Raw genomic sequence first — 21,598 nt, forward strand, 5'->3', positions numbered from 1 at the left:
GCTCTCTATGCAGTCTTGATTTCTTCCAACTCGAGTTCCTCGATCATAGTTTGCCGCATGACGAATTTCTGGATTTTTCCGGTAACGGTCATGGGGAACTGATCGACAAAGCGGATATGCGCCGGGATTTTGTAATGGGCGATCCGCTGCTGGCAAAAGCTGACAAGTTCTGCTTCATTCAGGCGTCCGTCCTGACTGAGCTTGACCCATGCGCAGATGACTTCGCCGAACCGGCGGTCGGGAACGCCAAAGATCTGCACATCGCTGATGGCCGGATGGGTAAACAGGAACTCTTCAATCTCGCGTGGATAAATGTTCTCGCCGCCACGGATGATCAGATCCTTGATGCGCCCGACAATGTTGCAATAGCCTTCCGCATCGATGGTGGCGAGGTCGCCAGTATGCATCCATCCAGCATCATCAACAGCGCCCGCCGAGCTTTGCGGATCGTTCCAGTAGCCGCGCATGACACTGTAGCCCCGCGTCAGCAACTCACCCTTTTCGCCGCGCGGAACAATCCGTCCGTCCGCATCGATGATCTTCACTTCCAGATGCGGGTGAATGCGGCCGACAGTTGAAACACGCCGTTCCAGCGGATCGTTGGTCGAACTCTGGAAACTGACGGGGCTTGTTTCTGTCATGCCATAAGCGATGGTGATTTCGCTCTGGTGCATTTCATGGATCACCCGGCGCATGACTTCGACCGGGCAGGGCGATCCGGCCATGATACCGGTGCGCAGGGTCTGAAGATCAAACTTTGCGAATTCAGGGTGCTCCAGCATGGCGATGAACATGGTTGGCACACCATGCAGCCCGGTGCAGTGTTCATCCTGCACGGTCTGTAAGGTCAGGAGCGGATCGAAACTGTCATTTGGGATGACCATGCAGGCGGCATGGGTCATGCAGGCAAGATTGCCGAGCACCATGCCGAAGCAATGATAGAACGGCACCGGAATGCACAGCCGGTCCTGTTCGGTCAGGCGCATCGCTTCGCCAACAAAGAAGCCGTTGTTCAGAATATTGTGGTGGGAGAGGGTGGCACCCTTGGGGCTGCCTGTGGTGCCGCTGGTGAACTGGATGTTGATCGGATCGTCGAATTGCAGCTCTTCCGAGAGCTGTAGCAGTTCGTCACGCGCCGCTTCATCGCCAGCCGTGGCGACTGCGTCGAAATTCATCATGCCATCGGTCTGTTCTTCGCCAAGGCGGATCACACAGCGCAAGGCAGGCAGGCGCTGTGACACCAGATGGCCGGGGCGGGCACTGTCGAGTTCCGGCACGATGGAGCGCAGTATATCGAGATAATTGCTGGTTTTGAGCGATGGCGCGAGGATGAGTGCCGCGCATTCAACCTTGGCAAGCACATATTCCAGTTCATGCGCCCGGTAGGCAGGATTGATGTTGACGAGGATCAGGCCCGCTTTGGCCGTGGCAAACTGCGTCAGTATCCATTCCAGGTTGTTCGGCGACCAGATGCCGACCCGTTCGCCGGGGCGCAGGCCGATCGCGAGAAGACCAGCCGCAAGGGCGTCAACGCGGGCGTTCAGTTCTGCATAGGTCAGGCGGATATTCTGGTGGCGCACGACCACGGCTGGCCGGTCAGGGTGTTGTTCAGCGATGCGGTCAAGATGATTGCCAATCGTATCGCCGATCAGAAGTCGGTCACTCGCGCCATGAACATAGCTCGCCTGCTGCATATTCGATCCTCCCAAATCGATTTCAGCCCCCCGATAGTGTTCCGCTCTTTCCCGTCACGCGACCGCGCTTTGGATAAACGCATCCTCCGACAATGATATTGCCATTTTATGGTGCTGCAAAAAATTGCAGTTTCTTGGGCCAATTTTAGCGCTTGGTGCAGCGGGCAACCGTCGCCGGGCCGGCATTGGTGTATTTGCTCTGCATCGTATAGAGCCAGCCCTTGCATTCGGACACGCTGGTGAAACAGCGCACGCGATCCACCGGAACAATTCCGTCCATGCTGACCATGGGGGAATCGTCAACGCCGCTGAACTGGCCGAAGATAATGCCGCTGCCACGCGGCGGCGCACTGCAACGCCGTCCGGCATATTCGCTCACATCCTTGCGCACTTGTGCCTGTGCGCCTGTGGTGGCGGGCACAAGGGCTGGAAGCGCCAGTGCAAGGCTCGCCAGAAAAGTCACGCATCCGGTTTTCATGATCCAATCTCCGTGACGATATTCAATAGGCAATAGTATAGGGCGTTGAGGGCCGGACGTGTAGCTTATTTTAACTTGCTCCAGCGAGGTAAACCCGCTGGAGCCTGATATGTGTTTCAGCCTTCGAAGCCTGGAACCTTGCCAACGACTTTCAGTGCAAAAGCCTGCGTATAGGCGACTTCTTCCAGCCGCGAGAAGCGCCCTGAAGCACCGGCATGACCCGCATCCATATTGATGCGGAACAAGACCGGATGGTCATCGGTTTTCAACTCGCGCAGCCTGGCGACCCATTTCGCCGGTTCCCAATAGGTGACGCGGGGATCGGTCAGGCCTGCGACAGCCAGAATGGCCGGATAGGCCTGCGCTGTCACATTGTCGTAAGGCGAATAGGCGGCGATGGTGCGATAATCCGCTTCCGAGGCAATCGGGTTGCCCCATTCCGGCCATTCAGGCGGGGTGAGCGGCAGCGTATCGTCGAGCATGGTGTTCAGCACGTCGACGAACGGCACTTCCGCGATGATACCGCCGAAGGCTTCCGGCGCGAGATTTGCAATCGCACCCATCAGCATGCCGCCAGCCGACCCGCCATGGGCGACGATGCGGTCATGGCTGGTGAAGCCTTCGCCGACCAAATGCTTGGCGGCGGCGATGAAGTCGGTGAAGGTGTTCGTCTTCTTGTCGCGCTTGCCGTTTTCGTACCAGGCGAAACCCTTGTCCTTGCCGCCGCGAATATGCGCGATGGCATAGACGAAACCGCGATCCACCAGTGACAGGCGCGATGTGCTGAAGCTTGCCGGAATGGTGATGCCATAGGAGCCATAGCCGTAGAGCAGGCACGGGGCAGAGCCGTCCAGCTTGGTATCCTTGTGATAAAGGATAGAGACCGGCACCAGCTCGCCATCGGCTGCGGGCGCAAGAATGCGCCGCGTCACATAATCGTCGATCACATGACCCGAAGGCACTTCCTGCGTCTTCAGGAGCGTCCGCTCGCGCGAGCGCATATTGTAGTCGAAGAGCTGTTCCGGTGTCGTCATCGACGAGTAGGAGAAGCGGATGACGTCGGTGTCATATTCAGCGCTGCCGTGCAGACCGAGCGAATAGGCTTCCTCGTCAAAGGCAATGGCGTGTTCTTCACCGGTCTTGCGATCCCGGATGACGATACGCGGCAAGCCGTTGTCGCGCTCGATCCAGACAAGATGATGCTTGTAGGCAGAGTGTGACAGGATCAGTCGGCCCGGCTTTTCCGCCACCACTTCCACCCAGTTTTCCGGCTGCGGCGCGGCAGCAGCCGTGCGCATGATCTTGAAATCCTTGGCGCCATCAGCATTGGTCAGAATGAAGAACTCGTCACCGCCGGGCGCGATATCGTATTCCGTGCCGGTCTTGCGGGCCATGATAAGTTGCGGCTTGGCCGCAGGATCATTGGCGGGCAACAACCAGCATTCTGACGTTTCGTGGTCGTGTATATCGATGAAGATATAGTCGTCCAGCGCGGAACCGCCGACGCCGAGGAAGAAGCCCGGGTCCTGTTCTTCAAAGATCAGCCGGTCTTCGGACTGCTCTGTGCCGATGCGGTGATAAAAAACCTTCGATGGGCGATGGTTTTCATCGAGACGCGTATAGAAAAAGCCGGCGCTTGCCGCATCCCACGTGCCGCCGCCATTGGTATCGGTGATGATATCCGAAAGCTCGGCCATGGTCGTGAGATCGCGAACCTTCAGCTTGTAGAATTCCGATCCCTTGTCGTCATATCCCCATATCAACAGATCGTGATTGGGAGCGTGGTCCGCCGAGGCAAGCCGGAAATAGGCCTTGCCTTCGCCTTCCTTGTCGCCGTCGAGCAGGATCGTTTCCGCACCGCCATCGCGCGGTGTGCGGATGAAATAGGGCTGCTCGCCGCCGGTGCGATAGGAAACGCCGTAAGCATAGGGACCGTCCTTCGACGGCACGGAGGAATCATCCTCCTTGATGCGTCCGCGCATTTCCGCAAACAGCGCCTTCTGGAGCGCTTCGGTGTTCTGCATCAGGCTTGCCTGATAGGCGTTTTCGGCATCGAGATGCGCGCGAATTTCCGGCGCCAGAACCGATGGGTCCTTGAATACGTCCTGCCAGTTATCTGCGCGAAGCCAGGCGTAGTCGTCTGTGCGGGTAATGCCGTGACGGGTGTCCTTATGTGGATGTTTCGGGGCGTGCGGAGGCTTTGGCAGCGAAGAGGTCTCAGACATTCAGAAATCCAACGAACATTGTTTCAAATTGTTGCGGGTCACTTTAACGACCCTTTTTAAGGCGGGTATTGATGCATATATAGTTTCGGGCATCGCCGAAAGCGAGTTGATTTCAATGAAATATATTTAAGCTATGCCTTTTTCGCGCCCGATTTTAGAGGCAGTGCTGCAACTGGTGAAATGTGTTTGTTTCGAGTCGCCAGATCATAGCAACAAGCAAAAGGCGGTTGTTGATTTTGGTTATACAAACTATGCGTGCCGTACGTTAAGACTATAAACGGTTGCTTTATCGGCAATAAACGATGCGCGTCATGATTGAGCCGATGAAATCGCCGAGGCCGGATTTCCATGGAAAGGCTTTGTTTTCACTCTTTTTATTTGTGGCGTGAAGAATAATAGGCTATTATTAATGTAGTTTCGCACAACAATTCTATTGCAAAAGACGATAGCAGTTGTTAAGTGCGGTCATAAATGAGCTAGGCAAAGTTCTGAGATACGCAATCACGACTTCAGATGTGTCATCGATGCCGAAAGTTGCGGAAAAACAAAACGATAAGAAGTAATAAAAGGAAAACCGATGGAAAATCTGGATACGCACGACGAAAGCGCAGAACTGCTTCTGAGCCTGACCGCGGATGTTGTCGCTGCTTATGTTGGCAATAATTCGATTCGTGCGGGTGAGTTGCCGATGTTGATCGCAGATGTTCACGCTGCTTTCAAGCGCCACGTTGAACGCGAAGAAGCGCCAGTTGTCGTCGAAAAGCCGAAGCCTGCCGTCAACCCGAAGAAGTCGGTTCATGACGACTACATCATCTGCCTCGAAGACGGCAAGAAGTTCAAGTCGCTGAAGCGTCATCTGATGACCCACTACAGCATGACCCCGGAACAGTACCGCGAAAAGTGGGATCTCGATCCTAACTATCCGATGGTTGCTCCGAACTATGCTGCTGCTCGTTCGCGTCTGGCAAAGAAGATGGGTCTCGGCCGCAAGCCGAAGGGCGCTTAATCAGCGATCCTGACGGCGCATCGCGAGAACTGTGAAGCGGTTTTTGTGTAACGATGTGCTGGACTGAAAAATTAAGAGCGTGCCCGATCTGCTACCGGCAGGACAGGGCGCGCTCTTTGCGTTTCAGGGGTAACTGTTTTGACGAATATCCCGTCGCGCAGTTTATCTTTGTGAAATGGCGCGGGTCGTCTCATGCAATCTCGCACCTTTGCTTATGACTGCCGTTCGACCCCCTCGTATGAATGCCTCTTCTTTGACCGTAACCTTGTCGTGCTCCACGCGCCGCGTCGCAAGCGCCAAGCCGCTCTTTGCCTTCAAGCCTGTCGAGCGCCTGCTTCAGGGCGATGTGGCGATTGAGATCGTAGCTCCAGTGGCCGTTGGTGCCCTTGAGGCGCTCACGCTCGATCAGTCGTGTCAGGCGGCGCACCGCCTGCTGCGTTTCCGGTTCTGATGCTTGCTCAAGCCGGTCAATGTCGATTCCCGCCATGATTTGCAGAGCCGCACGTTGCATGGCGCTCATCCGGTCTCGTTCACGCTCAGTAAGAAAGGTTTTGCGGGCCTGTTCCAGCGCTATTTTCATGAACGTCATCCTTGTTTGTTTATGCAAACAGGATGGGTGAATTCTGAATGGTGTGGATAATATTCCTACAACCTGAGAAGACAATTTGACGGGCGCGCAGCCATGCCGTTTATTATTTGTGTTGGTGCGCACGCATACGGATAGGGAAAATCTCTATCGAAAGCAATTTGATAGGAAGTGTCGGCTGGAAGGTCGCCGTATCTCGCGAGCATGGATAGCGAAAAGCGTTCTTTAGCGGTACCGCTCCGACCATCCCAAAGTCTATCCCGCAAACTTATCCTCCCTTGCAATTTCCTCATTATAAGAAGATATTCCTATTCAGATGAGGGAAGATGAATGTCTTTGGAACTATCGGATGTCATTCATACACGGGCGGATGCTTTTGAAGCGTTGCGGTTGATCGCGGCCCGGCATGAGAGGCCCCTTCTTCTCGACACGGTTGAAGGAACGACGGATCGGGAGCGGGAGGAGCACAGTGTGCAATTGTGCGAGACGCTGATCGACCTTCTGGTGGCGTCGTTCGGTGTGGACGGCAAGGAGCTGCGCGCGCCGACGCGTTGTCGGCGTAATGTGGCGCGCATCCGGCAGATCGGGATGTATGTGGCGCATACATCGTTCGGTCTGGCGATGCGTGAGGTTGCGGTGGGCTTTGCGCGAGATCGCACGACGGTGATGCATGCCTGCCACCTCGTGGAGGATATGCGCGACGATGTCGATTTCGACGCCATCGTGACCGCCTTTGAGCGCATCGTGAATTCGGCTTTTTCGACCTGGAGGATGGCGGCATGACCACACAATTTTCGACGTCCGAAATGCGCGTGCTGCGCTTCCTGAAAACCGGGGCCTGCGAGATGCAGGATTCGGTTCGCGAGATGCATATGCTGCTGGTCGGTGAGCAGGGGTCGATTGCTGTTGCCCGGGATGAAATGGCCGCCATGTGCAACAAGGGTTTGCTTCAGATGGAGGGTCAGAAGCTGGCCCTTTCCGGCAAGGGGCGTGGGAGCGCAAAATCCACCAGAAAGACGCGGCGCGAACCAATAGCAAGTGCCGCTCGGGTGACGACGCCGGTTGAACTGGCATCGGGGGAGACGGTCGAAGTTAATCTGGCGGAATCGCCGCTGGCCATGCTCTATCGACGCAAGGGCGCGGATGGAAATGCCTTCATATCGGAGGATGAGTTCCACGCCGGGGAACGCTTGCGGGCGGATTTCACGCGGGGCTCGCTAATGCCGTCAATCACATCACGCTGGGATATCGGCGTTGGCGGCGGCGGGCGTGGCGGCGCGGGCGGCATGGCGGAACTGACCGATATTGCTCTTGCCAGTCGAATGCGGGTGGAGCGGGCGCTGGAGGCGGTCGGGCCGGAATTGAACGGTGTACTGCTTGATGTCTGCTGTTTCCTGAAAGGGCTGGAGCGCGTGGAGCGCGAGCGGCAATGGCCGGTGCGCTCCGGCAAGGTCGTATTGAAAACGGCCCTCGCCATGCTTCACCGACATTACAACCCGCCGCGCGAAAGCGACCGTCGCCGGGGCGTGGTGCTGCATTGGGGTGCGGATGGTTACCGCCCGGCAGCGCGGTCTCAAATGCGCTGAGGCCGCACGCGGATTGGTCACACCGCCTTGCTCTTCTTTGCGAGGGAACCAGCGATAATTAGCTTTTGAATATCGCTGGTTCCTTCGTAAATGCGGCAGATGCGGGCATCGCGATAAATGCGTTCGACGGCGAAATCCTTGAGATAACCATAGCCGCCGTGAACCTGAATCGCTTCCGAGGCAACTTTCTCGGCAATCTCGGAGGCGAAGAGTTTTGCCATCGCGGCTTCCGTTTTGCAGGGCTGGCCGGCATCGCGCAACCGGGCGACATAATGCAGATAGCTGCGGGCCACCTCGATTTGCGTCTGCATTTCCGCCAGCCGGAACCCGACCGCCTGATGCTCGATGATGGGTTTGCCGAATGTCTGCCGTTCCAGTGCGTAAGCATGGGCATGGTCGAACGCCGCCTGCGCCAGCCCAAGCGACTGCGCCGCGATGCCAAGGCGACCGAGTTCCAGCGTACTCATCGCCAAGGCATAGCCGCCGCCGACTTCACCCAGCACGTGGTCGTCTGCAACGAAGACATCATCGAGCTGCACCTGACAGGTTTCCGACGCGGCGAGGCCGAGCTTGTCTTCGATGCGCACGCAGACATAGCCCGGTGCAGCCGGGGAAACCAGAAACGCTGTGATACGACGGCGCGGATCATCGCTTTCCGTTGCCGCAAAAATAATGGCGATATCGGCGGATTTGCCATTCGACATGAATTGTTTTGCGCCGGTGAGACGAAAGCCTCCATCGACCCTGACAGCCTTGGTGCGGATCGCAAAAGCATTGGACCCGGCTTCCGGTTCGGTCAGGCCGAATGCGCCGTTGAAGCGCCCTTCCGCCAATGGGCGCAGATAGAGTTCTTTCTGCCGGTCGCTTCCATGCACGCGCAAAGGTGTCGAAATGAGACCATTATGCAGCGCCATCATCGCGCCGATGCTGCCATCGGCGGCGGCGATTTCTTCCAGCGCCAGCACATAGCTCAGATGGTCGGTTGCAACGCCGCCCCATTCCTCGGCAACCAGCATGCCGAGAAAGCCCAGTTCTCCCAGTTCCTGCATTTCGGTGCGCGGGAAATAATGGTGTTCGCGATCACGCATGGCTGCGGTCGGGGCCAGTTTTTCACGGGCGTAGCTGCGCGCACTGTCGCGGATCATCCGTTGTTCGTCGGTCAGCAGGCAATCATGCGTCATGGTTGGTTTCCTTCAAGAGCGGCTGCGGTTGCAGTGTCAGGCCGTGCAGCACACCGTCACGCACAAGGCTTTCGATATCCTCGGCAGAGAGTTCCAGTTTTTCATGCAATATGTCGGCGGCATGCGCCCCCAGCGCTGGCGGTGGTGTGGGGGCGGGGCAATCCATGCCGGAGAACTTGGCCGGCTGGCGCAGAACGCGGACCGGGCCGCTGGTCGAGGCGACTTCCGGCAGCAGTCCACGCGCACGCACCTGTTCGCTGCCGGTCGCATCGGAGACGGAAAGAACCGGCGAGCAGGGCACGTCATGGGCCTGCAAGGCGTCGATCACCTGCTCGACGCGCAGGGCCGTGCTCCACATCTCGATGATGGTCTTCAGTTCGGCGTGGTTGTCATTGCGCGCTGTCGCTGTAGAAAAACGTTCGTCGGTCGCAAGCTGCGGTTGGCCGAGAGCTTCCGCCAGGCCGACAAACTGTTTTGAGCTGAGAACGGCAATCGTTAGATATCCATCCGCTGCTGCAAAGACGCCGAAAGGTGCGCTCAAAGGATGGCGGTTTCCAACCCGCTTCGGCGGTTTGCTGCCATAAAGCTGCTGGGTCAGTGCTGCAGGCAGAAGATTGAACAGGCAATCATACATGGCGACATCGACAAACTGGCCCTTGCCGGTGCGTTCGCGGGCAAGAAGTGCGGCCAGCGCCGACCAGGACGCGAAAAGCCCGGCTGTCAGGTCGGCAACGGATTCGCCGGTCATCATGGGTGGTCCATCGGGTTCGCCGGAAATATCCATGAAGCCGGTCACCGCCTGCACAACGAGATCGTAAGCTGGCAGATTGCCCATCGGGCTTTGCTGGCCGAAGCCAGAAATCGCGACATGGATCAATCGCGGATTGTCTTTGGCAAGCTCGGCATAGCCAAGGCCCAGCCGGTCCATCACGCCGGGGCGAAAATTCTCCACGATGATATCGGCATTCTTTGCCAGTTCGCGGACGATGTGTCGTCCGCGCTCTTTGCGCAGATCAATGGAGATACTCTTCTTGTTGCGGTTCATCAGCAGAAACAGCCCGCCGCCATCGGCTGTGCCGGGCTTGATGTGGCGGTAATCGTCGCCTTCCGGACTTTCGATTTTGATGACTTCCGCGCCAAGATCGCCAAGCAAGGCGGTGCAGAACGGCCCGGCGAGAACGCGCGTGAAATCCAGAACGCGAATCCCGTCGAGGCACGGAGCCCTTTCGTTGAACATGTTCATATCCCCTTATTGTTTAATTTAAGGGGAGGCTAAACGCAGTTCAGTAGCGGAAAAAGAATTGAAATCGAGCAGTCATTATAGGAAAATCCTTTAATGATATCGCTTCGCCAACTCCACTATTTTGTCACTTCCGCCGAGGCTGGCAGCGCGACGGGCGCTGCCGAAAAGCTTAACGTTTCGCAGCCCTCCATATCGGCGGCAATCCGCGATCTGGAGCGGGATCTCGGACAACCGCTTTTTGAGCGGCGGCAGGCCAAGGGGCTGGAGCTGACACCTTTTGGCAGTCGCAAGCTGCAAGAAGCGCGGCTGCTTCTGGCGGGTGCTGAAGACTTTGCCGTATCGGGCAAGGGCGAGGGCGCAGCGCGGCTGACGCTTGGCTATTTCAGCACGCTGGGTCCGGTCTGCATTCCGGGCATATTGGGCCATTTGAAGCAGGTGTTTCCCGATATGCGCGTGAAGCTGCGCGAGTTCGATCTGGAAGGCATGGCGCGAGCGCTCGAAAAAGGCATTGTCGATCTCGGCATCACCTATGATGTGGGTCTGCCGGAGACGGTCACATGGGAAACCATGCTGTCTTACGCACCGCATGCGGTGCTTCCGCCGGATAGTCCGCTGGCCACAAAGACGAGCGTGACCCTGGCCGAACTGGCGCGCTATCCGTTCATCCTTGTCGATCTGCCGCTCAGTCGCGAATTTTTGCTGGTGCCGTTCTGGCAACAGGGTCTGTCGCCCAATATCGTGCTGCGGACCACATCGGTGGAGATGGTGCGCGGCATGGTGGCGAATGGCCTTGGCGTGTCGCTGCTTTTCACGCGGCCCGGCCATGATTTCAGCCATGATGGACGAAAAGTTGTTTGCCTTCCGATTGAAGACGAAACGCTGCGCCAGCGTCTGGTGCTGGCCTATTCGTCGGGTGGACCAGCCACGCAAACGGCGCGGGAAGCCATGCCCGCAATCCGCGACTGTTTTGCCGCACGGTCATTTCAGGCGGGGCCGGATAGCGCTGATTGACAGTGACCGAACGTCACCTTATCGCAGGGGGTAAAGCCGGTGCGAACTGGCGGAGAAAATGGGGAGAATTTGCATGTCGTCGACTATCCGGGATCGGCTGGAAACTGTGCTGGCGCGGCTTGAAGCCCGCAGCGATCACGAGCGTGTTTTCAGCAAGATTTATGCGGAGCGGGCGAGGGCGGAAGCAGATGCCGCCGATGCGCGCCTTCAGGCGGGTCAGGCTCTCGGTCCGCTGGACGGCCGCATAGTTTCGATCAAGGATCTCTTCGATGTCGCGGGCGAGCCGACACTGGCCGGGTCTGTCGTTCGGCGCACAGCTGCACCTGCGGTCAAGGATGCGACAATCGTGCAGCGTCTGCGCGATGCGGGCGCGGTGATCGTCGGCAAGACGCATATGACCGAATTTGCTTTCACGCCGGTTGGTCTCAATCCGCATTATGGCGAGCCCGGCAATGCCGTCGATCCGACGCGCATTCCGGGTGGTTCGTCGTCCGGCGCGGCGGTCTCGGCGGCTGAAGGCACCAGCGAAATCGCCATCGGGTCGGATACGGGTGGCTCAGTGCGCATTCCAGCAGCATTGAACGGTATTGTCGGTTTCAAGCCGACGGCGCGGCGTATTCCGCTGGATGGCGCTTTTCCATTGGCGCCGTCGCTTGATTCCATCGGGCCGCTTACCAGAACCGTGGCCGATGCCATTTTGACCGATGCCGTGATGGCGGGCGAAGCGCCGGTTCTGCCGGATGCGGTGCCGCTCTCCAATCTGCGGATCGCGGTGCCGAGGGGCTATCTTCTGGACGCGATGGAACCGGATGCGGCGGCGCATTTCGAAGCGTCGCTGGCGGCGCTCGAAAAGGCAGGCGTGAAGCTTGTCGATATTATGCTGGATGATCTGATCCAGCGGTGGCGTGAGGCAAGCACGTCGGGATCGATTGTCGGCATTGAGGCAAGCCGCGTTCATGCCGACACATGGCTGCGCGACCCTGACGCCAATGTCGATCTGCGCGTGAAGCGACCGCTATCGGTGCGCCTGCATGTGCCGGACGAGACCTATCAAGCCATGGTGGCAACCCGAAATCAGCTGATCCGCGAGATGGATGAGCGTTTGAACGGCTTTGATGCATTCGTGACGCCTGCCACGCCGATTGTCGCGCCGACTATTGAGTCTGTCAGCCACGACGAGGACGAATATGACCGTGTGGAAGGGCTGACGCTACGCGATACACAGGTCGGCAATCAGTTCGATCTGTGCAGCATCACCCTGCCCATGCCGGGCATGAAGCTGCCAACAGGCCTGATGCTGACCGCACGCGGCGGCACCGACAAGCATCTGCTCGCACTCGCTCTGTCGGTGGAAGCTTTGTTAAGCTGAAAGCTTTGCCGCTTCCGCCTCACGGCGGATGCGGGCGACCATGGCGCGCAAGCCGTTTGAACGCTGCGGCGTGAGATGCTCGTCAAGGCCGAGCGTCTTCAACACGCTTTCCGGCTCGATGGCGAGAATTTCCGAAGCGCGTTTGCCGGAATAGAGCGCAAGAACAATGGCGACGAGGCCGCGCACAATATGCGCATCGGAATCGCCCAGAAACTCGATCACCGGGTCTGCACCGCTATGCGGCATGGTCTTGAGCCAGACCTGACTGACACAACCCTGAACCTTATGTTCCGCATCACGTGCGTCGTCCGGATAAGGCGACAAATCCTTGCCGAGATCGATGACATAGCGATAGCGATCTTCCCAGTCGTCGAGGAATTCGAAGTCGGACATGATGCTATCGATTGTGGTCGTCATGATACTCGCCTGAAATGCCATCTTTGCGGTGTTGTGCCGCTTATATAGTCATGAATGGCGGCAAGGTCACGGGAAAGATCACCGTTTTGCGGGGATCGCGCCCGTGGTCCGGCGATCCAGCGCCCGCAAGGCCGCCGCACGCGAGGTCGGGATCGGGATGGTGCTCAAACCGGCGGGTTGAGGGGCGTTCTCTCCGGAAAGGATTTCGGAGACCGTCATTTCGGGTTTTTCGGCGACGGCTACGGGTTGCGCATCAACAGGCGCTTCCTTTTTGTTGCCAAAACGCTGGCTCAGATAATCGAGCATCTGGCCGCTGCCCTTGAGCAAACCGCTGCCAGCGCTGGAAATCAGCGACGTGCCATTCTCGCAGAAACTCGGATTGTCCACGCAAAGCTTGCCGATCTCGATAGCGGTTTTGCCATTGGCCAAAAGCTGATCCACGGTGCTCCGCTCACCGTTCGCAACACCCTGCGCCTCGCCGCGCGTCTCGGTGACAGCGGCAGGCTTTTCGGCGCTTTTGTTTTCCTGTTCCGCTGGGAAAAAGCGCGGCATTACAATGAACGCCAGCGATAGCCAGAATGCGGATTTGATGAGGAAACGGATCATGGCCTTGTTGCTGCTGCATGCCTTTCATTAATCGAACGATGTCGCCAATGTCCGATGAAATCGAAAAGATTCCGTAACCGCGCGATTCGCAATTCTGTGATGTGTGGGTTGCGAGGCGGAAGATTGTGCCATCTTCGCGCTTTCGTACAAGCAATCGCTACCCTCTGTTTACCATAGGTCGAAAAGCACGGCCCCGATGATGCTTATCTGCATTCATGGGCATCGTTTTATCGTTTCCTTAAAGCCTCACCTGCAATCTGAGGCTCGCCGGGAATGTTCCCTTCAGAATGTTTCCGGCCGATGAGTATGTGTATGAGTTTGAGTGAGTAGGGCACGTTGAACGCCATTCTTTTGAAAGCAGCTAAGACCGTTCGCACTGGCGTGCAGACGCTCGGCCGTTTTTACGAACGTTTTTGTCGCCGCTGGGTGATCAAGCCCGATGCGATGGCCATGCGCGTTGTCGGCTCGGTCATTGCCGTGCCGGTGCTGCTTGTCGCTGCCGTGCTGGCTTCCGGCCTTGCGTCTAGCCCGACTGAATTTGCTATTCTCGCTGCCAGCTTTGCCGGTGTGGCGATGATTTTCTGCGCTCTCTCGCTGATGGGATTGAGCGCCGCCATCCTCGGAACATTGAATTTCGCCGCCTATGGCGCTGGGCTTGCCACGATTGGCATGGTCTCCAGCAGCGATGCCGCATTGTGGCTGATGGCGGCTGCCTTGCCGCTGGAAATCTGGCTTGTCAGCCGCAAGCCTGCCGCCGCAATCGCCGGCGCTGTTGCGGCCCTTGCCATTGTCGGCGCCTTTGCGATGAAGAGCGGCGGCGTGATCGCCGGTGGTTCGCTGGCATCTGTCACGGTGCTGGTTCTTTATGCAGCAAGCCTTGTCGCACGCAGCGTCGGCCTAACCGTCAAGCCGCAGCATAGCGAAGCGGTCGCACCCCAAGTCGCTGTTGCCGAGGGCGACGTGCAGTTCGTGCTCGATGCAGAAGGCGTCATCGCATCTGTCGGCAACAAGACCGCAAAGCTGCTTGGCATGCCGCCAAAAATGCTGGAGTCGACAGCACTGGTCGACCGCGTTCACGTTGCCGACCGCGTGCACTATCTGTCGCTTCTGGCCGATCTGCGTTCGGACATCGCGTCTCGTTGCGTCGATATCCGTTTGCGCTCCGTCGAAGCCGGCGGCCCGGTTTTCCGCGCCTATCGTCTGGAAGGGCTGAATGCTGCTGGAGTAATCACGCTGGTCGGGCGGTCGCTGGAAGGCGAACAGAAGCTTCTGGATGAAATTGCAATTCTGAAGGCCGAGCTGGAATCAGAGCGCGTCGGCAAGGGCCGTCTGCTTGCTTCGGTCAGCCATGAACTGCGCACGCCGCTCAATTCCATTATCGGCTTCTCCGACATGCTTTCGCATGGGGTGGGCGGTCAGCTCGCCAATGAAAAGCATCGCGAATATGCCGGTCTGATCCATCAGTCGGGGCATTATCTGCTGGAACTGGTGAATGCGGTTCTCGACAATTCGCGGCTTGAAACCGGCACTTACGGTATTGCGCCGCAAAGCTTTGCCTTCCGCGACGCGGTAGAAATGTGCACCTCCGTGCTGCTGCCGCAGGCGGAAAAGAAGGGCGTTGCCTTCTGCCATCGCGTTGGCACCGGCGTTGGCGAACTGACGGCTGATCGTCGTGCGGTGCAGCAGATCCTGCTTAATCTGGCGGCCAATGCCGTGAAGTTCACCGAGACCGGCGGTTGCGTCACCATCGACGCAGCGCGGGTGGTGGCTGACGGTCGCGCCATGCTGGAAATCAGCGTTTCGGATACCGGCATCGGCATTGAGCCGGAAGACTTGCAGCGTATCGGCATGCCTTTTGTGCGCGCCGACAACAGCTATACGCGCGCGCAGGAAGGAAGCGGCCTTGGACTATCCGTGGTCAAGGGCCTTGTGGAATTGCATCAGGGATCGATGAACCTCAAGAGCTGTCCCGGCGAAGGCACGGTCGTAACCGTCCGTCTTCCGGTGGCAGGTCCGCACTATCTCGCGGGAGATGACGAACAACAGGAACTTGGCACGGTGATCGATATGCACCGTCACCAGGGAGAAAGGCGCAATGACTGGCAGAACGACGAAGACCGGGAGCAGAACCCAGAGCGGGACGCAGAACAGATCCACACGCAGACCCGCAAAACAGCGTAGTCTGGGGGCGCGGCTCCTTAAATTCTTCTTCAACTCGGCCTCGGCACTTGCCATCGTTGCCGGTGACTTTGTCGTGCGCAATCCGGTTCTGACCGGCGGGGCGACGGCGTTTCTCGTGGTGATGAGTTTCGTTTCCGCCAACGCGCTCTGGTATCAGCCGGAGGCGCACAATGCCGTGTTCTTCCGCACAAGGCCCGATTTTGTCTTCAAGCCGACGCCGCGCGCGGTTCTGCCGGGCAGCGCCGCCGCCAGTCAGCCGGAAGCAAAACCCGTCGAGACTGCAACGGTTGAACCGCAGCCCACCGGCAATACGACCGCGCAGGGCGTGAGCGATGCCGACTTATCGGCAGATCGCATGCATGTCACCGCGACGGACGATATGCTGCCAGCGCTCGCGCCGAATGCCGATCTGGAGATCGCCCGCCTGCAGCAGCGTCTTTCCATGCTGGGCGTTTATAAAGGCCCGGTCGATGGTTTTACCGGCCCGCAGACCCGTGAGGCTGTGGATCGCTGGCGCGCCTTGCAACAAAAGCTCGGCGTGCAGCAGGCAAGTGTTCCAGCACAGGTCGAAAGCTCGACGCCTGCTCAACAGGATGACGTCGCCAGGGCTATCGAAGTGGTGGCTGTGCCGACGCCGCGTCCGCAACTCTCCGCGCAACCGGCAGTATTGAAAAGCGAGACGCCTGCAAAGACGAAACCTGATCTCGCAGCCTATCAAAAGCCGGTTCAAAAGAAGGAACCGGCTGTCGCTGCGGCAGGCCCTGCGGAGAAAATCTCATCGCAGGATATCATCCGCGTGCAGGCTGGGCTGAAGGCTTTCGGCAATGATATGGTGCCGGTCAATGGCCAGCAGGGCAAGGCGACGGAATCCGCCATTCGCGAATTCCAGAAGTTGTTCAACCTGCGTCAGACTGGCGAAATCGATTCCACGCTCATCGCCAAGATGCGTGAAATCGGGCTCATCAGCTAGAAGCATTTCCAGCAAAAGTGCGAAGCGGTTTTGCGTCGGATAATGCGTAAGAAAAAAGTATTTACGCGGCCATGCGACTGACATCAGATTTCTGGGTTTCTGCATTGATCCGCCGGGTGCAAGGTGAGGGCGGCTTTGCCTATCTTGCCCGGCGCGGTTCGACGGAAGCGGGCGCAATCTTCATCAAGGTCAGTTCGCGTTTTGGTACGTGCGATCTCTATTCGCCCGCGCCGCAGACGTCCTATAAGGAAGACAATGATGGCGAGCGCAAGTTTCTGCGCATTCTGCACGATGTCGACGATATGGCGGCAGGCGACCGGATGCAGCGGGAAATCCGTTTTGATCCTGACCTGTGGCTGGTCGAAATGGAAGATGTGGCTGACGCGTCTTTGTTCTTCGCCATCGCGCAGGACGGCGAGACCTTCTAACTTTACTTGACAAGCCGGTTATCCGCAGCGGGTGCATCGCTATTGGCGGCATCCGCCAGCGGCTCGTCATCATCGGCCATTTCACGCAGTTTGCTGCGCAGCATGGCCGACATGTCTTCGGCTTTCCAGCGGCGCACGAGAGCCATCGCTTTTTCCCGGTCGATGGAACGGTAGATATGCACGAATTCGCGCAGGCCGTCGCGGTCGGTGTCGATAGTGCCAAGAACGGCAGTCATCACCAGAAAACATTCGGCGGCGGGAAGGCCAAGCGCCTTCAGCGCGATAGGCAGGTGTGATTCCGGCCATTTCCCGATGACGGCATCGGCGCGCTCGAACGACAGATCAAGTGCATCGGCAAGCGCGTTGCGGAAAAACTGGCTGTCGATCAAAAGCGAGGTTTCGATCAGCCGGTCGGAACCGAGCAAGGTCCCCGCATTGAAGAATGGCTGTTGCAGTGCACGGGCCAGACGTTCCGAACTGCCGCCGCTCATCAAAGGCGCTTTGGCCGCCGACAGGTCGGGTATTTGCGGTTTTTCAAGCGGCTCGGCTTCGATGTTGGCGAGGTTGTCCTGCAGCGTCAGTGTGCGGTCGATCACCGGATCGGCGAAGCTGCGCAGCACGCCTTGCAGCAGAATGTCGCCGGACTGGCGACGGGCAATAGCGCGGGCATGGGCAAGGCCATGTTGGCCGATCAGATCGATCAGGTCGCCCGGACGCAACAGCGGCGAGCGCAAAAGAATAGGGGCGGAGATTTCCACCGGCTCGGCGGCAAGTGCCAGCACGACGCGGCGTGGGGCTTCTTCCAGCTGGGCGAGGGCATTGGCCGCGTGACGTTTGCCGCGCGTGGTCGCGCATTGCAAAAGCGGCATCACCAGATCTTCGAGCTGCTGCATGTCCTGACGACCGGGGCGCGTGATACCGGCAAACGCAGAAATAGCGGCCGCCAAAAGGTCGTCCGCCTTGCTCCCCGCTTTTGAATTCGACGGGCTCCGGTTGCCTGAAATTTCCTCCAGGGCGCGGAACTGATCATTTGTCACGCAGAATACTCCGGTAGGCATACACTCGCTGCCATCAAAGGTCCCCGCAATGGTCAGCACACCGGATAATAGGCACGAAGCCTTAGCAACTCATTAACCGTGCCGCAGAAGATTTGGGATCGCGGCAGGCCGCATTCAGCTGCCCTCGAAAGGTGCACACTGGGCCGCGTCGAAGAAGCGTTGCACCTCTTGCTTCCAGGTCACATCCGGCATGAAAACACGCAAAACAGCGGCGCCTTCGCCAATATTCTGCTCGACCGCCAGAGACTGCGCATCGATCTGCGAACCATCCGCCTTGAGGCTCGCCATGCCGACAGGATCAGCGATGATAAGATCAAGCTTGCGCTCGTTGGAGACGTTATCGTTGATGCTGTAGAGATTATCGCCGTTCGGCGCATAGATCGACAAAGACCAATAGGGGACAATGCCCGTCGTGGTCATATGAACTGGCCCATCGGCCAGATCGAAGCGGCAGGTGGCCTCCTTGACCAGCGGGTCTCGATCGCTGACCGGGCCCTTCTTTTCATCAAGCGCGACAAAGCGATAGGGGCTCGTCGCATTTTCAATGCGCGCCCAGGCATTCGTATCCGAGTAAACCGGAACGAGGAACAGCACGCAGATGTGGACGATGGCAGCACCGACGAGACCAAGCAGGATGAGGCGGATGAGACTACCCATGATTGTTATCCATGGCAGTCATCCCCTGTGCGCACAAGGGCGGGCATGACGAGATCGGACAGGCCGGACGAGCTTGCGGCGGGCGTGTCGTAAAGCGTCATGGCGAGAACGAGCCCGCCATGGCCTTCCACGGGCAACCAGTTTCCAGGACGGGCATCGGGGCCGATGATGATGGAAACACTGCCGTCATCTTCGTACAGGGCTTCCTGTGAATGAAGCGCCGCCTGCAGGCCATCACGCGGCCTGATCGGGTTGAGGTTGGGTGTCGCCGGGTAGATCGTCCAGAACCGTGCCGGTGGGGTGGCACCCGTCAGGCGATAAGTGCAGCCGCGCTGCAAGTCGCGCCCGCTGCTGTCGCGCCGTGCATAGAAAGGCAGGCCTTCCGCTGTGCCTAGCGCCAGATAGGCCTTGCGGGCGGCGCGGGCGCGGGAATAGGGGTCGGCATCAGCCGTTCCGTCGTCGGGAAACGCCGTCCATGCGCCAACCTGCAATTCCCCGAAACCGTTGAAACGGTCGAGAATGAAATGGACGCTGAAAATGCCCCCGCCGAGCGCAAGCGCCAGTACAAAAGCGGCTTTGAGAATGGTTTTAAGCATGGGTTGCGCGCTTATATCCTCAAAGTACTGAAATCTTGGTCCGCTCGGCAATCTTTGGCAGAGGCGGTGCGGCCATGAAACGCTCATGCAACTCCTTGAGAACCTTGGTTGCCATAGGTGAAAGAACCCGTGGCGGCGCGGCCATGGTTTCTTCCGGCTTGGCGTTGGCCACCTGCGGCGCCGGGTTTTTCGGTGGCGCGGGGAAGGGCGGTGTCACGCCGGGGATCGGCTTCAGTTCGACGTTCTGATGCGCATAGGACATCATGCGCTGCCAGGCCATGGCAGGCAGAATGCCGCCGGTCATGTCCTTCATCGGCGTGAAATTGTCGTTGCCGAACCAGACCGCTGCCGTGAAATTGCCGGTGAAGCCGACAAACCACGCATCGCGATAGTTCTGCGTTGTGCCGGTCTTGCCGCCAACGCGCGTCATGGGCAGCGCGGCGCGACGGCCCGTGCCGCGCTCTGGCACCTGAACCAGCATCGAATTCATTTCAAAGGCCGCCTTTTCCGACAAGGCACGGTGCGGTTTGGGCGCGTCGCGGGTGAAATCCCACAACACGCGACCGTCCGAAGAAACGATCTGCGTAAAGGCGTGGCGATTGCCTGCCATACCGGCATTTGGAAACACATTGAAGCCGGTGGCCTGATCCATCACCGTCATTTCGGATGTGCCGAGCACCATCGTCTTGTGGGATGAGATCGGCGATTCCACACCCATGGCCTTGGTCAGCGCCACGACCGGCGCGGTGGTCAGATAATCCTTGGCAAGACGCACCGGCACGCTGTTCAGCGAGCGCACGAGCGCCGTCGTCAGATCAACCCGACCAGCAAAGCTGCGACCGTAGTTGCGCGGCGACCAGTTGCCCCAGCTGACCGGCGCATCCGAAACGATGGTGTTGGGTGTCAGGCCCTTTTCCATTGCTGCCGCATAGACATAGGGCTTGAAGGACGACCCCGCCTGACGCATCGCGCGGGTGGCGCGGTTGAACTGGCTTTCGCCATAGTCACGCCCGCCGACAAGCGCGCGCACCGAACCATCATTGGCGAGAACGACTGTTGCGGCTTCCGCCACATTATATTCCTTGCCGAACTGGCGCAGGTGATATTCCAGCGATTCTTCTGCTGCACGCTGGATATTGCTGTCCAGCGTGGTGCGAACAATCAGCGTGTGCTGCGGCATTTGCCCTGCGACGCGCTTGACCTCATCGAAGGCCCAGTCGAGGAAATAGTCCGGGCTTTCATTTTTGGCGCGGTCGATAACGCTTGCCGGATGGCGGCGTGCGACGGCGACCTGACCTTCACTCAGGAAGCCGCTTTCAACCATATTGGACAAGACGACATTGGCGCGGGCACGCGCGGCAGGCAGATTGACATGCGGCGCGAATTTGGCTGGCGCCTTGAACAGTCCTGCCAGCATGGCGGCTTCGGCAAGCGAGACATCCTTGATGTTTTTGCCGAAATAGAATTCGGAAGCGGCTGCAATACCGAATGTGCCGCCGCCCATATAGGCGCGGTCGAGATAGAGCTGAAGGATTTCCTTCTTGCTCAGATTGCTTTCCAGCCACAGGGCGAGGAAGGCTTCCTTGATCTTGCGTTCCAGCGTGCGTTCGTTGGAAAGGAACAGGTTTTTTGCAAGCTGCTGGGTGATGGTCGAACCGCCCTGCACAACGCCATTGGCGCGCATATTCTGGCTGAGTGCACGGCTCAGGCCCCAGAAGTCGATGCCATAATGGTCGAAGAAGCGGCGGTCTTCGGTGCCCAGAACTGCCTTGATAACGTGATCCGGCAATTCGTCGATGGGGACGGCCTGACGGTGCAGAATACCGCGCTGGCCGATTTCATTGCCGTAACGGTCGAGGAAGGTGACGGCATAGTCATCCTGCGCGCGCCAGTCTTTCTTGGTCTCCTCGAAAGCGGGCAGCGCCAGCATGAGCAGCACAACGGAACCCGCAACGCCAAGCGTAAAGCCTTCGTCCAAAACCTCGACGACAAAACGCCTGAAGCCGCGCACGCGAAAGCGGCGCGAAAAGATGGTGATGTTTTCCCACCATTCGCCCAGGCGGAAATGCAGATTGTACAGGCCTGAATCGATCCAGGCGTCGAGACCAATCAGGCGTGAAACCCGAAAGGGTTTCCGCTGCTTTTTTCCAGAATCTTTGTCTGCCGTGTGACGCATAAACTCTGACTTCGGCACTAGAGAATTGGGAAATGCACTGAACTTGCTCTTTTATTATAGCAAACTAATAGGCCACGAGCCTAGTGGGTGGAAGTTGACGTTTGGTTGCCAGCCGACAAATGAGCAAAAA

Annotated in this window: 19 protein-coding genes and 1 pseudogene; 8 read left to right on the plus strand and 12 right to left on the minus strand. The window is 58.3% G+C overall.

Annotation, left to right across the window (positions count from 1 at the left end; genetic code table 11):
- Window positions 1–5: 5 nt before the first annotated feature.
- The 3 genes from QBD01_RS04560 to QBD01_RS04570 all read right to left on the minus strand — a co-directional run bounded on the left by QBD01_RS04560 (window position 6) and on the right by QBD01_RS04570 (window position 4,397).
- Entirely contained in the window at window positions 6–1,694 is a 1,689-nt protein-coding gene (locus QBD01_RS04560) for an AMP-binding protein (protein WP_280991772.1), read from the minus strand.
- A gap of 145 nt (window positions 1,695–1,839) precedes the next feature.
- A complete protein-coding gene (locus tag QBD01_RS04565; protein ID WP_113534038.1) occupies window positions 1,840–2,172 on the minus strand; it encodes a metallophosphoesterase in 333 nt (110 codons plus the stop codon).
- A 116-nt stretch (window positions 2,173–2,288) separates the two neighbouring features.
- The gene (locus tag QBD01_RS04570) at window positions 2,289–4,397 is read right to left on the minus strand and encodes a S9 family peptidase (RefSeq protein ID WP_280991773.1); all 2,109 of its coding nucleotides are present in this window, start codon (window positions 4,395–4,397) and stop codon (window positions 2,289–2,291) included.
- Between the two features lie 577 nt (window positions 4,398–4,974).
- Between QBD01_RS04570 and QBD01_RS04575 the strand changes: the two genes are divergently transcribed.
- Window positions 4,975–5,403, plus strand: coding sequence for a MucR family transcriptional regulator (locus QBD01_RS04575; protein ID WP_182522959.1), 429 nt, complete (start codon window positions 4,975–4,977; stop codon window positions 5,401–5,403).
- 307 nt (window positions 5,404–5,710) lie between these two features.
- On the opposite strand, the pseudogene QBD01_RS04580 reads toward QBD01_RS04575, so the two are convergent.
- Window positions 5,711–5,983 (minus strand): annotated as a pseudogene (locus tag QBD01_RS04580) (cytoplasmic protein); the annotation flags it as partial.
- 342 nt (window positions 5,984–6,325) lie between these two features.
- On the opposite strand from QBD01_RS04580, the gene QBD01_RS04585 reads away from it, so the two are divergent.
- Together QBD01_RS04585 and QBD01_RS04590 are read left to right on the plus strand one after the other, a co-directional pair.
- On the plus strand, window positions 6,326–6,772 hold the full coding sequence (locus QBD01_RS04585; RefSeq protein WP_182522991.1) for a helix-turn-helix domain-containing protein: 447 nt from the start codon (window positions 6,326–6,328) through the stop codon (window positions 6,770–6,772).
- Complete coding sequence (locus tag QBD01_RS04590) at window positions 6,769–7,575, plus strand: DUF6456 domain-containing protein (protein ID WP_280991774.1); 807 nt, start codon at window positions 6,769–6,771, stop codon at window positions 7,573–7,575. Before QBD01_RS04585 ends, QBD01_RS04590 begins: the two co-directional genes overlap by 4 nt.
- Window positions 7,576–7,592: 17 nt before the next feature.
- Here the strand turns inward: QBD01_RS04590 and QBD01_RS04595 are convergent, their stop codons facing one another.
- Window positions 7,593–8,756 carry an acyl-CoA dehydrogenase family protein gene (locus tag QBD01_RS04595; protein ID WP_182522957.1) on the minus strand — a complete coding sequence of 388 codons (1,164 nt, stop codon included), beginning with the start codon at window positions 8,754–8,756 and terminating at the stop codon, window positions 7,593–7,595.
- Window positions 8,746–9,993, minus strand: a complete 1,248-nt coding sequence (locus QBD01_RS04600; RefSeq protein WP_280991775.1) for a CoA transferase — start codon at window positions 9,991–9,993, stop codon at window positions 8,746–8,748. The genes QBD01_RS04595 and QBD01_RS04600 overlap by 11 nt, the downstream gene beginning before the upstream one ends.
- 99 nt (window positions 9,994–10,092) lie before the next feature.
- Between QBD01_RS04600 and QBD01_RS04605 the strand changes: the two genes are divergently transcribed.
- Both QBD01_RS04605 and QBD01_RS04610 read left to right on the plus strand, forming a co-directional pair.
- Window positions 10,093–11,010: a LysR family transcriptional regulator gene (locus QBD01_RS04605; RefSeq protein WP_280991776.1), complete on the plus strand. Its 918-nt coding sequence runs from the start codon at window positions 10,093–10,095 to the stop codon at window positions 11,008–11,010.
- A 73-nt stretch (window positions 11,011–11,083) separates the two neighbouring features.
- Window positions 11,084–12,379: an amidase gene (locus tag QBD01_RS04610; RefSeq protein ID WP_280991777.1), complete on the plus strand. Its 1,296-nt coding sequence runs from the start codon at window positions 11,084–11,086 to the stop codon at window positions 12,377–12,379.
- Here QBD01_RS04610 and QBD01_RS04615 read toward each other — a convergent pair.
- Together QBD01_RS04615 and QBD01_RS04620 are read right to left on the minus strand one after the other, a co-directional pair.
- Window positions 12,371–12,796 carry a SufE family protein gene (locus QBD01_RS04615; protein ID WP_182522953.1) on the minus strand — a complete coding sequence of 142 codons (426 nt, stop codon included), beginning with the start codon at window positions 12,794–12,796 and terminating at the stop codon, window positions 12,371–12,373. The genes QBD01_RS04610 and QBD01_RS04615 overlap by 9 nt on opposite strands.
- A 78-nt stretch (window positions 12,797–12,874) precedes the next feature.
- Window positions 12,875–13,402 carry a hypothetical protein gene (locus tag QBD01_RS04620; protein ID WP_280991778.1) on the minus strand — a complete coding sequence of 176 codons (528 nt, stop codon included), beginning with the start codon at window positions 13,400–13,402 and terminating at the stop codon, window positions 12,875–12,877.
- A 336-nt stretch (window positions 13,403–13,738) separates the two neighbouring features.
- Between QBD01_RS04620 and QBD01_RS04625 the strand changes: the two genes are divergently transcribed.
- From QBD01_RS04625 to QBD01_RS04635, 3 genes are all read left to right on the plus strand, one after another.
- Window positions 13,739–15,583, plus strand: a complete 1,845-nt coding sequence (locus QBD01_RS04625; RefSeq protein ID WP_280991779.1) for a HAMP domain-containing sensor histidine kinase — start codon at window positions 13,739–13,741, stop codon at window positions 15,581–15,583.
- Window positions 15,498–16,553, plus strand: coding sequence for a peptidoglycan-binding protein (locus tag QBD01_RS04630; protein WP_280991780.1), 1,056 nt, complete (start codon window positions 15,498–15,500; stop codon window positions 16,551–16,553). The genes QBD01_RS04625 and QBD01_RS04630 overlap by 86 nt, the downstream gene beginning before the upstream one ends.
- A 71-nt stretch (window positions 16,554–16,624) precedes the next feature.
- Entirely contained in the window at window positions 16,625–16,981 is a 357-nt protein-coding gene (locus QBD01_RS04635) for a DUF1491 family protein (RefSeq protein ID WP_280991781.1), read from the plus strand.
- Between the two features lie 2 nt (window positions 16,982–16,983).
- Here the strand turns inward: QBD01_RS04635 and QBD01_RS04640 are convergent, their stop codons facing one another.
- The 4 genes from QBD01_RS04640 to QBD01_RS04655 form a co-directional block, all read right to left on the minus strand.
- Window positions 16,984–18,018 carry a DUF2336 domain-containing protein gene (locus QBD01_RS04640; RefSeq protein ID WP_113534027.1) on the minus strand — a complete coding sequence of 345 codons (1,035 nt, stop codon included), beginning with the start codon at window positions 18,016–18,018 and terminating at the stop codon, window positions 16,984–16,986.
- A gap of 135 nt (window positions 18,019–18,153) precedes the next feature.
- Complete coding sequence (locus QBD01_RS04645; protein ID WP_280991783.1) at window positions 18,154–18,696, minus strand: hypothetical protein; 543 nt, start codon at window positions 18,694–18,696, stop codon at window positions 18,154–18,156.
- Between the two features lie 5 nt (window positions 18,697–18,701).
- Complete coding sequence (locus QBD01_RS04650) at window positions 18,702–19,292, minus strand: DUF1214 domain-containing protein (RefSeq protein ID WP_280991784.1); 591 nt, start codon at window positions 19,290–19,292, stop codon at window positions 18,702–18,704.
- Between the two features lie 19 nt (window positions 19,293–19,311).
- Complete coding sequence (locus tag QBD01_RS04655) at window positions 19,312–21,468, minus strand: penicillin-binding protein 1A (RefSeq protein WP_280991785.1); 2,157 nt, start codon at window positions 21,466–21,468, stop codon at window positions 19,312–19,314.
- Window positions 21,469–21,598: the final 130 nt, after the last annotated feature.

It is taken from the genome of Ochrobactrum sp. 19YEA23 (assembly GCF_029909865.1).
GTDB classification, from domain to species: Bacteria; Pseudomonadota; Alphaproteobacteria; order Rhizobiales; family Rhizobiaceae; genus Brucella; species Brucella gambitense.

Excerpts from the sequence above, each read along its gene's own strand:
- QBD01_RS04620 (WP_280991778.1), bottom strand. The coding sequence starts at position 13,402 with ATGATCCGTTTCCTCATCAAATCCGCATTCTGGCTATCGCTGGCGTTC.
- QBD01_RS04650 (WP_280991784.1), bottom strand. The coding sequence starts at position 19,292 with ATGCTTAAAACCATTCTCAAAGCCGCTTTTGTACTGGCGCTTGCGCTC.
- QBD01_RS04560 (WP_280991772.1), bottom strand. The coding sequence starts at position 1,694 with ATGCAGCAGGCGAGCTATGTTCATGGCGCGAGTGACCGACTTCTGATC.
- QBD01_RS04600 (WP_280991775.1), bottom strand. The coding sequence starts at position 9,993 with ATGTTCAACGAAAGGGCTCCGTGCCTCGACGGGATTCGCGTTCTGGAT.
- QBD01_RS04605 (WP_280991776.1), top strand. The coding sequence starts at position 10,093 with ATGATATCGCTTCGCCAACTCCACTATTTTGTCACTTCCGCCGAGGCT.
- QBD01_RS04630 (WP_280991780.1), top strand. The coding sequence starts at position 15,498 with ATGACTGGCAGAACGACGAAGACCGGGAGCAGAACCCAGAGCGGGACG.
- QBD01_RS04655 (WP_280991785.1), bottom strand. The coding sequence starts at position 21,468 with ATGCGTCACACGGCAGACAAAGATTCTGGAAAAAAGCAGCGGAAACCC.
- QBD01_RS04635 (WP_280991781.1), top strand. The coding sequence starts at position 16,625 with ATGCGACTGACATCAGATTTCTGGGTTTCTGCATTGATCCGCCGGGTG.
- QBD01_RS04570 (WP_280991773.1), bottom strand. The coding sequence starts at position 4,397 with ATGTCTGAGACCTCTTCGCTGCCAAAGCCTCCGCACGCCCCGAAACAT.
- QBD01_RS04590 (WP_280991774.1), top strand. The coding sequence starts at position 6,769 with ATGACCACACAATTTTCGACGTCCGAAATGCGCGTGCTGCGCTTCCTG.
- QBD01_RS04575 (WP_182522959.1), top strand. The coding sequence starts at position 4,975 with ATGGAAAATCTGGATACGCACGACGAAAGCGCAGAACTGCTTCTGAGC.
- QBD01_RS04610 (WP_280991777.1), top strand. The coding sequence starts at position 11,084 with ATGTCGTCGACTATCCGGGATCGGCTGGAAACTGTGCTGGCGCGGCTT.
- QBD01_RS04565 (WP_113534038.1), bottom strand. The coding sequence starts at position 2,172 with ATGAAAACCGGATGCGTGACTTTTCTGGCGAGCCTTGCACTGGCGCTT.
- QBD01_RS04595 (WP_182522957.1), bottom strand. The coding sequence starts at position 8,756 with ATGACGCATGATTGCCTGCTGACCGACGAACAACGGATGATCCGCGAC.
- QBD01_RS04645 (WP_280991783.1), bottom strand. The coding sequence starts at position 18,696 with ATGGGTAGTCTCATCCGCCTCATCCTGCTTGGTCTCGTCGGTGCTGCC.
- QBD01_RS04615 (WP_182522953.1), bottom strand. The coding sequence starts at position 12,796 with ATGACGACCACAATCGATAGCATCATGTCCGACTTCGAATTCCTCGAC.